Source organism: Streptomyces sparsus (assembly GCF_054776295.1).
Genome location: NZ_BAAHCA010000118.1, coordinates 1 through 8,973, shown reverse-complemented (window position 1 = coordinate 8,973; position 8,973 = coordinate 1). Strand labels below are relative to the sequence as shown.

Genomic DNA, 8,973 nt, shown 5'->3' with positions numbered 1-8,973 from the left:
AGCTCGGCGCGGCCGGCGGCGTCCGGGTCGGGGACGACCATGAGCGGCTGCTCCCGCTCCATGTCGAGCAGCACGTCCGGGCCGACGGCGGGCGGCACCGATTCGCGGGCCGGGCGGACCAGCACCGCGACCGCGATGGTCTCGGGCACCGGCCAGCCGATCCGGGCGGCCCGTTCGGCGAGCATCGACTGCATCGAGCTCTCGTCGGCGTGTTCGGTGAGCAGCAGGTCGAGGAGCCGGCGCTGGAGTCGCAGCCGCTCCCCCGCCTGGCGGGCGGCTGCCTCCGCGTAGCCGCGGACGGACTCGGCGACCAGCCCGTCGAGGTACTGGAAGCCCGACTCGGCCAGCTCGTACATGGCGGGGGCCGGGATCTGCGCCTGCTGTCCGATCTCGGCGAGCCGCCGCCAGGCGAGGCGCACCCCCAGCCGGTAGATGGCCTGGAGCGAGTCGAGGCTGCGGCCCTGGATCAGTTCGCCACGGCCGAACTGCTGGAAGACCGGTGGGTGGACGTGCGGGCTGCCGAGCCCGGTGGCGAGGTGTTCGACGAAGTGCTCCAGCGCCCGCCGGATGCCGACCAGCGACATCGGTTCGCCCGACTCGTCGAGGATCACCGGCAGGGTGGGGTACTCGCGGCGGATCTCCCGCAGGATGTCCTCGGCGAGCACCGGGATCTCGTTGCGGGCCCGCTCGGTGAAGGTACGCACCCGCACCGGTGGGACGTCCCGCCAGGCGGAGTCCACCGTCACGGTCATGATCACTCCTCGGAGGGTGCGGAGGAACCTCCCGCCGCCTCGTCCGGGGAGTCGGCGCTGTCGTCCGACCCCGGCTCGGGGCTTTCGCCCGATTCCTGCTGAGGGCTTTCGCCCGCCTCCCGCTGGGGGAAGTGCACCAGCGGCACGTTGGGCTGCTCCGGGGAGGCGTTGAGGAGAGCGACCGCCCCGAACGCCGTTCCCACCGCGAGAAGCGCCGCGGCGAGACAGGTCAGGGCGGCTGCGAGGAGTCTGGGCATGGTGCTGCGGACCTCTCTGCACGGTTGCACGGCACCAGCAGTCGCCCCCGACACCAGTTCGTCTGCTGAGTGTGGAAGGGCATTGACGCGCTGTCAAGAGTTCGCCTACGGTCACCGGCCCAGACAGGTGTTACCGACTGTCTTCACCTCTTGAATGAACGCGCACCACCATCACCCGGGAGCACCCGCATGCGCCGTTCCGCCTCTCCACTGTCGCTGATCCTCCTCGGATTCGGCGTGTTTCTGCTGGTCCTGGCCCCGATGCTGGCCTGGTACGTCGAGCCCAGAGCCAAACGCACACCCATCGACGTCAACCAGACGACCGTGTTCACCGGTCAGGGCCGGTACTTCGACCAGGGCGCGCTGGAGACGAAGGACGACCAGCGCCTGACGATCACCCGCCGGGTGCTGGGCAACGTCCCGGTCAGCGAGGAGAACGACGTCGCCGTCTGGGACGTGTCGACGACCATCGACAACCCGGAGACCCTGCCGCACGAGGATCCCCGCCGGTCGTTCCAGTGGACCACCGAGCGCTGGGTCACCGACCGGGAGACGAACAAGCCGGTGCACTGCTGCGGCGAGGCCCCGCAGCGCTTCGAGGGCGACGCCTACCTGAAGTTCCCCTTCGGCGTCGAGGAGCACGGCTACCGCTGGTGGGACAGCACGCTGAAGGACACCGTCCCGCTCCGCTACCAGGGCCGGGCGAAGGTCCAGGGCTACGAGGGAATGCGCTTCACCGGCAAGGTCGAGCCCACCCGGTCCGGTTCGCGGCAGGTCCCCGGCCGGCTGGTCGGACTGCCCGAACGGCCGCAGGTCTCCGCCGAGGAGTGGTACACCAACTCCGGCATCGAGCTGATCGTGGACGAGCGCACCGGCCGCATCCTCAAGGCGACCATCGGCCCCCGCCTCACGCTGCGTGCCCCGGGCAGCGACAAGGACGCCGTGGTGCTGCTGGAGAGCAAGGAGATCGCGTTCACCGCCGAGACCCAGCGCAACCAGGTCGAGCTGGCCTCGGCGGACAGCAAGCGCCTCAAGCTGGTCGGTGAGACCGTTCCGGCCGCCGGCGGCGTCACCGGCCTGGTACTGGCCGCCGTCGGTGCCGTGCTCGTCGCCCGCGGACGCAGCCGCACCGGAGAGACTCGCGACCGTGATGAGACTCGCCAGTAAGTCAGGGCGAAATTGTCACCTCGGTGAGTAGCCCGATCGAACGCAGCGGCGAAAACTGAGCGTTCCATACCAGCCGCGCCCCCGGCTCCCGCTCAGCTCCACCACCCACCCCGCTCACCCTCAGACGAGTTGGAGCACCGATGCCCCAGCACGTACCACCGGTCGCCGCCCGTGCAGCGGCTCCCCCGGCGCAGCGACGTACCGCCGAGGCCGGCGGATCGGGACCCGTCTCCCCCGGCGCGCCCCGAAGGATCGTCTTCCTCGCCCGGCGCGACCTGGGCAACCCGGCGGCCGGCGGCTCCGAGCTGCTGATCGACAGGATCGCCGCCGGCCTCACCGACCACGGCCACCAGGTGACGCTGCTGTGCGGCGGGCCGGCCGCCTACCGGGACTACCGGGTGGTCTCGGCCGGCGGCGACGCCGGACACTTCCTCCGTGCCCGGCGCGCCCTCTCCCGGCAGGTCGGCGACTGCGACCTGCTGGTCGAGGTCTGCAACGGCATGCCCTACCTGGCTCCGCTGTGGCACCGCGGGCCGACCCTGTGCCTGGTCAACCACGTGCACACCGATCTGTGGGGGATGCGCTACCCCGCTCCCGCCGCCCGGCTCGGCCGGCGCCTGGAGCACTGGGCGCTGGCCGGCACCCACCGCGACAACCTGATGGTCGCGGTGTCCGGCTCCACCGCGGACGCGCTGCGCAACCTGGGCGTGCCGGACGACAAGATCCGCATCGTGCACAACGGCGTGGAGGCCCCGGGCCCGCTGGAGCCCACCTCACCCGAGCCGGTGTTCCTCGCCATGGGACGCCTGGTCGAGTACAAGCGCATCGACCTGCTGCTGCGCCTGTGGGAGCGGGTCCGCCCGGTCACCGGCGGGCGCCTGGTCATCGTCGGTGACGGCCCCGAGCGCGCCCGGCTGGAAGCCATGGCCGGGCCGGGCGTCACCTTCACCGGTCACGTCTCCGAGGCCGAGAAGCACCGGCTGCTGTGCGAGGCGTGGCTGCTGCTGCACCCCTCCATGGTCGAGGGGTGGGGCCTGGTCGTCATGGAGGCCGCGATCCGCGGCACCCCGGCCGTCGGCTTCGACATACCCGGGCTGCGCGACTCGATCGAGCACGGCTCGACCGGGCTGCTGGCCCGCGGCGAGAGTTCCTTCGCCGCCTCCTGGTGCACCCTCGCTCTGTCGTCGGAGCGCCGCCACGCGATGGGCCGTGCGGCCCGTTCCCGCGCGGACGGCTTCCGCTGGTCGAACACGGTCCAGGCCTTCGAAACGGTGGCCGCCGAGGCGTTCGCCAAGGCGTCCCGTCCAGCTGGCAGGGGGTGACGGGGAGCACGTGAAGGACCCGTCCATCCGTAGATCGGTCTCGTTGTTCCGGGCCTTTCTCAACGAGCAGAACGATCCCGAGCTGGCCTACGGCATGCTCGCCAGGGACGCCGCCGCGCAGGTCGAGCGCTACACGCCGCTGCGCGGAGCCACCGTGGTCGACGTCGGCGGCGGCAGCGGACACTTCACCGAGGAGTTCCGCCGCCGCGGCGCGCACAGCTACCTCTTCGAACCCGACCCCGCCGAACTGCACGCCGGCGGGCTGCGCCCCGACGGCGCCGTGCTGGCCCCCGGCTACCTGCTGCCCGTCGCCGACGGCGCCGCGGACGTCTGTTTCTCCTCCAATGTGCTGGAGCACGTCGCGGACCCGCAGACGTTCCTCAGCGAGATGGTGCGCGTCACCCGCCCCGGCGGGCTGATCTACGTCGCCTTCACCAACTGGTACTCCCCCTGGGGCGGTCACGAAACCGCCCCCTGGCACTACCTCGGCCACGACCGGGCCCGGGCGCGCTACCGGCGGCGCCACGGCCGGGAGGCCAAGCACACCCTCGGCGAGAACCTGTTCGCCGTCCACATCGGTCCCACACTGCGCCACGTCAGGGGACGCGACGACGTCGAGATCGTCTCGGCCCGCTCCCGCTACTGGCCGTTCCTGACCGGTGCCATCACCCGTGTCCCGGGGCTGCGCGAAATCGCCACCTGGAACCTCCTCCTCATTCTCCGGCGGTGTCCCCATGTCGACGACTGATTCCACGCTCCATCTCAGAGGCGCAGGGCCGGAGCCGGAATCGGAGGAGAGACCCCGCAGCCGACGCTGGCTGTTCGGTTTCTACGCCGCCGTGTTCCTCGCCTTCGTCATCGCCGCGCCCGGCAACATGACCTTCGAGACGAAGCTCGGCGTCGCCACCGACCCGTGGAAGTTCCTCGGCGACCTCGGCCAACTGTGGTCGGACGGTTCCGGCTTCGGCGGTATCGCCGACCAGTACGTCGGCTACGTCTTCCCGATGCTGCCGTTCTACGCCCTGGCCGACCTGCTCCAGATACCCGTCTGGCTGGCCGAACGGCTCTGGGTGTCGCTGGTCGTGGCAGCCGCCTTCTGGGGTGCGCTGCGCCTCGCGGAACGGCTGCGCGTCGGCTCGCCCGGCACCCGCCTGCTGGGGGCCGCCGCCTACGCGCTGTGGCCCACCTTCACCATCATCGTCGGCTCCACCTCCGCCGGCGCACTGCCCGGCGCCGTGCTGCCCTGGGTGCTGCTGCCGCTGGCCTCGGTGACGCTCTCCGCGCGGTCCGCCGCGGTGCGCTCCGCCCTCGCCATCCCGTTCATGGGCGGCGTCAACGCGGCCTCCACGCTGGCCGCGCTGCTGCCGGTCGGCCTCTACGTCCTCACCCGCACCGGCCACCGCCGCACCGGGCTGCTGACGTGGTGGGTGCCGGGAGTCATCCTGGCCACCCTGTGGTGGGTGGTCCCGCTGCTGCTGCTCGGCTCGTACGGCGAGGACTTCATGCCGTACGTCGAGCAGGCCTTCAACACCACCAGCACCATGTCGGCGACGGAGATGCTGCGCGGCGCCGGCAACTGGGTGGCCTACCTCAACTTCGGCGAGGCCTGGCTGCCCGCCGGCTGGATGATGGCCACCTCGGTGCTCGCGGTGCTCGGCTCCGCCCTGGCCGCCGCACTCGGGCTCGCCGGGCTCGCCCGCCGGGACATGCCCGAGCGGCGCTGGCTCGTCCTCACCGTGCTGGTGGTCAGCGCGATCATGCTCGCCGGTTACGGCGGCGCGCTGGGCGCCCCGTTCGCCGAGGGCTTCCAGGCCTGGCTCGACGGCTGGCTGAAGCCGTTCCGCAACATCTACAAGTTCCAGCCCGGCCTGGCCCTGGTGCTCGCCTTCGGCCTGGCCCACCTGCTCGCCCGGGGCAGCAGCCCGCACGGCACCCGGCCGCTGCCAGGCCGGCGGTTCGTGCCGATGCTCGCCGCCGTGCTGGTGCTGCCCGCGCTGGCCCTGCCCTATCTCACCGGTGCGGTGCTCCAGCCGGGTGCGTTCAGGGAACTGCCCGAGCACTGGCAGCAGACGGCCGACTGGCTGGCCGACAACTCCTCGCGGAGCCGCGCCCTGGTGGTCCCGGCCACCGCGCACGGCGTCTACACCTGGGGTTCACCGATCGACCAGCCGCTGCACGTGCTCGCAAACTCGCCGTGGGCGCAGCGCGACTACGTGCCGTTCGGCACGCCCGGTGAGCGACGCCTGCTCGACGCCGTCGAGCAGGCCCTGCTGACCGGTGGAGAGGTGCCCGGCCTCGCCGACTACCTGGGACGGGCCGGTCTCCACCACGTCGTCGTCCGCAACGACCTCGACCCGGACCAGCTCGGCTACGTGCCGCCGCAGATCGTCAAGCGCACGCTGGAGGCCTCCGGCTACCGGCGGGTGGAGGCCTTCGGGCCGCTGACGACCGGTGGGCGCATCCCGCCGAACACCCCCGTCGAGATCCAGGGCTTCTACCCGCGGCAGCGTTCCGTCGAGATCTACGAGCCGGACGACTCCGCCCTGCCCGGTCGCGTCGCGCTGCAACCCGTCGCGAACACCGCGCAGGTCAGCGGTGGCCCGGAAGCGCTGCTCCAGCTCTCCGCCGACGCGGACTTCCGGGACCGGCCGGCAGTGCTGACCGGCGACGAGCACCCCGGCCTGGACACCCCGCCGCTGCGGGCCACCGCCGACGGCCTGCGCCGCGCGGACACCCGCTTCGGGCTGGTCAACAACAACACCTCGTACACCTATACGGCGAAGGAGCGGAACCACACCGGCAGCGCCCAGAACGCGGGTGAGGAGCCGAAGCAGATCCTGCCCGTCGAGGGCACCCGCCACCAGACGGTCGCCACCCTGCGCGGCGCCAAGTCGGTGACCGCGTCCAGCAGCGGCAACTGGCTGTTCCACCTGCCCGGCTTCGACCCGGTCAACGCCTTCGACGGCGACGCCGGGTCCGCCTGGGCCGAGGGCAGCTCGGGTGACAGCGTCGGTGAGTGGATCCGCATCGAGTTCGAGAAGCCGACGGACATCCCCGGCTCCCTCCAGCTCACCCCGCTGGCCAGTGACGGTCTGCGCCCGGCGCCCACGTCGGTGCGGATCGAGACCGACAAGGGCCGCGTGGAGAGCGCCCTCCAGGCCGAGGCCACGTCCCAGCGCGTCAAGGCGCCGCAGGGCGAGGCGAAGTGGCTGAAGCTCACCATCACCGGCTCGCAGGAAGGGCGGCCCGGGCTCACCGGCGCCGGTTTCTCCGAGATCGAGATCCCGGACGTGCAGGTCACCCGGCTGCTGACGCTGCCGAACGACGCGCCGGACACCGAGACCGACGCCGAGGTGTACTCGCTGCACCGGACCGCCGACCCCGGCGGCCTGGCACCGGTCGGCGCGGAGACCGGGCTGCACCGCAAGTTCCGCGCCTCCTCCGGCGGCGAGCACACCCTGACCGCCACCGCGCTGCCGGTGCCCGGTCGGGCCCTGGACGAGCTGCTGGACCAGGCCGCGCCCGGTTCCCGGGACCGGATCACCGCCTCGGCGGAGTCCACCAGCCCGACCGGGACCTCACTCAGCGCCCGGAACCTCGTCGACGGTGACCTGACCACCGCGTGGATCGCCGGGGACCGTCCCGTCATCCACCTCAAGTGGCCCGAGAAGCGCGAGATCTCCTCGATGGTGCTGTCCGGCGCGGGCGGTATCTCCGCCCGCCCGTCGGAGGTCCAGATCTCCTCCCCGGACGGCGCGGTGACCACCTCGGTCGACGACAACGGCTGGGCCCGCTTCGAGACCATGGAGACCGACGAGCTCACTCTGACCCTCACCGAGACGGCGCCCCGCAAGCTCCACAACCCGCTGGCGGGCGAGGACCTGCAACTGCCGGTCGGCCTCAACGAGATCTACCTGCCGGCGCTGGACGAGTTCCGGGTCGCCGCCCCGTCCGCGGACCGCACCTTCGAGCTGGCCTGCGGTGAGGGCCCGCCGATCGCGGTCAACGGCACGATGCACGCCACCAAGGTCTCGGGCTCGGTCCGCGACCTGACCGAGCGCCGTCCGGTGGACGTCGAGCTGTGCGCAGCCGACGAGGCCGAGGGCACCGTCGAGCTGGAAGCCGGTGACCAGATCGTGGAGGCCGGCGGCGCCGGTCCGCTCGCGATCACCGACATCACGCTCACCCGCGGTGACACCTCACCGCAGGCCACCGGCCCCGAGCGGACCGTCGACGCCTCCGACTGGGCGGGCGACGCCCGCACGGTGGAGGTCGGCGAGGGCCAGGCCTCCTACCTGCGGACGCACATGAACGCCAACCGCGGGTGGAAGGCGACGCTGGACGGCGAGGAACTGGAATCGCTGCGGCTGGACGGCTGGCAGCAGGCCTTCCTGATCCCCGAGGGCTCCGGCGGCACCGTCGCCCTGGAGTACACGCCGGCCACCTGGTACAAGGGCGGCATGGTCGCGGGACTGCTGGGCGTCGTGGCGCTGGTGGTGCTCGCCCTGCTCGGCCGCCGCTCCGGTACGCCGCTCGGTGAGCAGCAGCCGCCGGCCCCGGGCTGGCTGCTGGGCGGGGTGGCGCTGACCGCGGTCATGGTCGTGGTCTCCGGGCCGTTCGCCCTGGTCGTGCCGGTACTGGCCCTCGTGGCCTGGTGGCGGCCGACGCTGCTGCCGCCGATCGCGCTGGCGGGCATGCTCGGAGCCGGTGTGGTCGCCGCGCTCGGCGCGACGTCCGCCTTCGCCGACGGCGTGGGCGCCTTCGGGCCGCTGGCCCAGGCGCTGGCCCTGATCGCGCTGGCCGCGTCCCTGGTCACGGTGCCGGTGCGGGAGGAGTCCGCGGCACCGCAGCACGCCCACCGCGGCGCGGGCCGCCCGGTGCGGCAGCCTCCGATCGCCGATCCGGCTCCGGCGCCCGCCCCCGGGCAGTACCGTCAGCCGGAGACGTCCCGACCGCCTGGTGAGGAAGCCAACCGATGACCACAGCGCAGCGGATCCCGTTCCCCACCGTGGACGAGATCTCCCGACACTGCCATGTGGAGGACGAACCGGACACCGTGCACATCGAGGTCCACCTGCCCGGCCGCGTCGAGGTCGAGCGGCTGCGCGAAGCCGTCCGGGGCGCGCTGGGCAAGCACCCGCGGGTGCTTGTCCGGCAGGCCCCGGGCCGCTGGTGGGACCGGGGCTACGCCTGGGAGGTGACCGCCGGGCCCGACCGCGAACCGGTCGTGCGCCCCGGCGGCACCCTCGCCCAGGCGCGGCAGCGGGCCATGACCGACATCCCGTCGCTGACGGGTTCGCCGCCGCTCCGGATCGAGGTGCTGGACCCGGACGACGGCGCCGAGGGGTCGGTGCTGCTTGTCACCGTCAACCACATCGCGCTGGACGGCCCCGCCTGCCTGCGGGTGCTGGCCACCGCCGCCGAGCTGTACGGGGGCGCGGACAACGCGCCGGCCCCCGCCCCGGTGCGGGCCCC

At 72.6% G+C, this 8,973-nt stretch carries 5 protein-coding genes and 2 pseudogenes; 5 read left to right on the top strand and 2 right to left on the bottom strand.

Features of this window, described 5'->3' with window-relative positions; genetic code table 11:
- Positions 1-752: pseudogene (locus tag ACYVE9_RS09120) on the bottom strand (PucR family transcriptional regulator); the annotation flags it as partial.
- Between the two features lie 2 nt (positions 753-754).
- Positions 755-1,009 carry a hypothetical protein gene (locus ACYVE9_RS09115; RefSeq protein WP_461027242.1) on the bottom strand — a complete coding sequence of 85 codons (255 nt, stop codon included), beginning with the start codon at positions 1,007-1,009 and terminating at the stop codon, positions 755-757.
- A gap of 189 nt (positions 1,010-1,198) precedes the next feature.
- Between ACYVE9_RS09115 and ACYVE9_RS09110 the strand changes: the two genes are divergently transcribed.
- From ACYVE9_RS09110 to ACYVE9_RS09090, 5 genes and pseudogenes are all read left to right on the top strand, one after another.
- Positions 1,199-2,176: a PorA family protein gene (locus ACYVE9_RS09110; RefSeq protein WP_461027241.1), complete on the top strand. Its 978-nt coding sequence runs from the start codon at positions 1,199-1,201 to the stop codon at positions 2,174-2,176.
- A 140-nt stretch (positions 2,177-2,316) separates the two neighbouring features.
- Positions 2,317-3,498: a glycosyltransferase family 4 protein gene (locus tag ACYVE9_RS09105; RefSeq protein ID WP_461027240.1), complete on the top strand. Its 1,182-nt coding sequence runs from the start codon at positions 2,317-2,319 to the stop codon at positions 3,496-3,498.
- A 10-nt stretch (positions 3,499-3,508) separates the two neighbouring features.
- A complete protein-coding gene (locus ACYVE9_RS09100; RefSeq protein WP_461027239.1) occupies positions 3,509-4,246 on the top strand; it encodes a class I SAM-dependent methyltransferase in 738 nt (245 codons plus the stop codon).
- Complete coding sequence (locus tag ACYVE9_RS09095) at positions 4,233-8,477, top strand: alpha-(1->3)-arabinofuranosyltransferase domain-containing protein (RefSeq protein ID WP_461027238.1); 4,245 nt, start codon at positions 4,233-4,235, stop codon at positions 8,475-8,477. Before ACYVE9_RS09100 ends, ACYVE9_RS09095 begins: the two co-directional genes overlap by 14 nt.
- A pseudogene (locus tag ACYVE9_RS09090) lies at positions 8,474-8,973 on the top strand (condensation protein); the annotation flags it as partial. The gene ACYVE9_RS09095 and the pseudogene ACYVE9_RS09090, both read left to right, overlap by 4 nt.

Excerpts from the sequence above, each read along its gene's own strand:
- ACYVE9_RS09110 (WP_461027241.1), top strand. The coding sequence starts at position 1,199 with ATGCGCCGTTCCGCCTCTCCACTGTCGCTGATCCTCCTCGGATTCGGC.
- ACYVE9_RS09105 (WP_461027240.1), top strand. The coding sequence starts at position 2,317 with ATGCCCCAGCACGTACCACCGGTCGCCGCCCGTGCAGCGGCTCCCCCG.
- ACYVE9_RS09115 (WP_461027242.1), bottom strand. The coding sequence starts at position 1,009 with ATGCCCAGACTCCTCGCAGCCGCCCTGACCTGTCTCGCCGCGGCGCTT.
- ACYVE9_RS09095 (WP_461027238.1), top strand. The coding sequence starts at position 4,233 with ATGTCGACGACTGATTCCACGCTCCATCTCAGAGGCGCAGGGCCGGAG.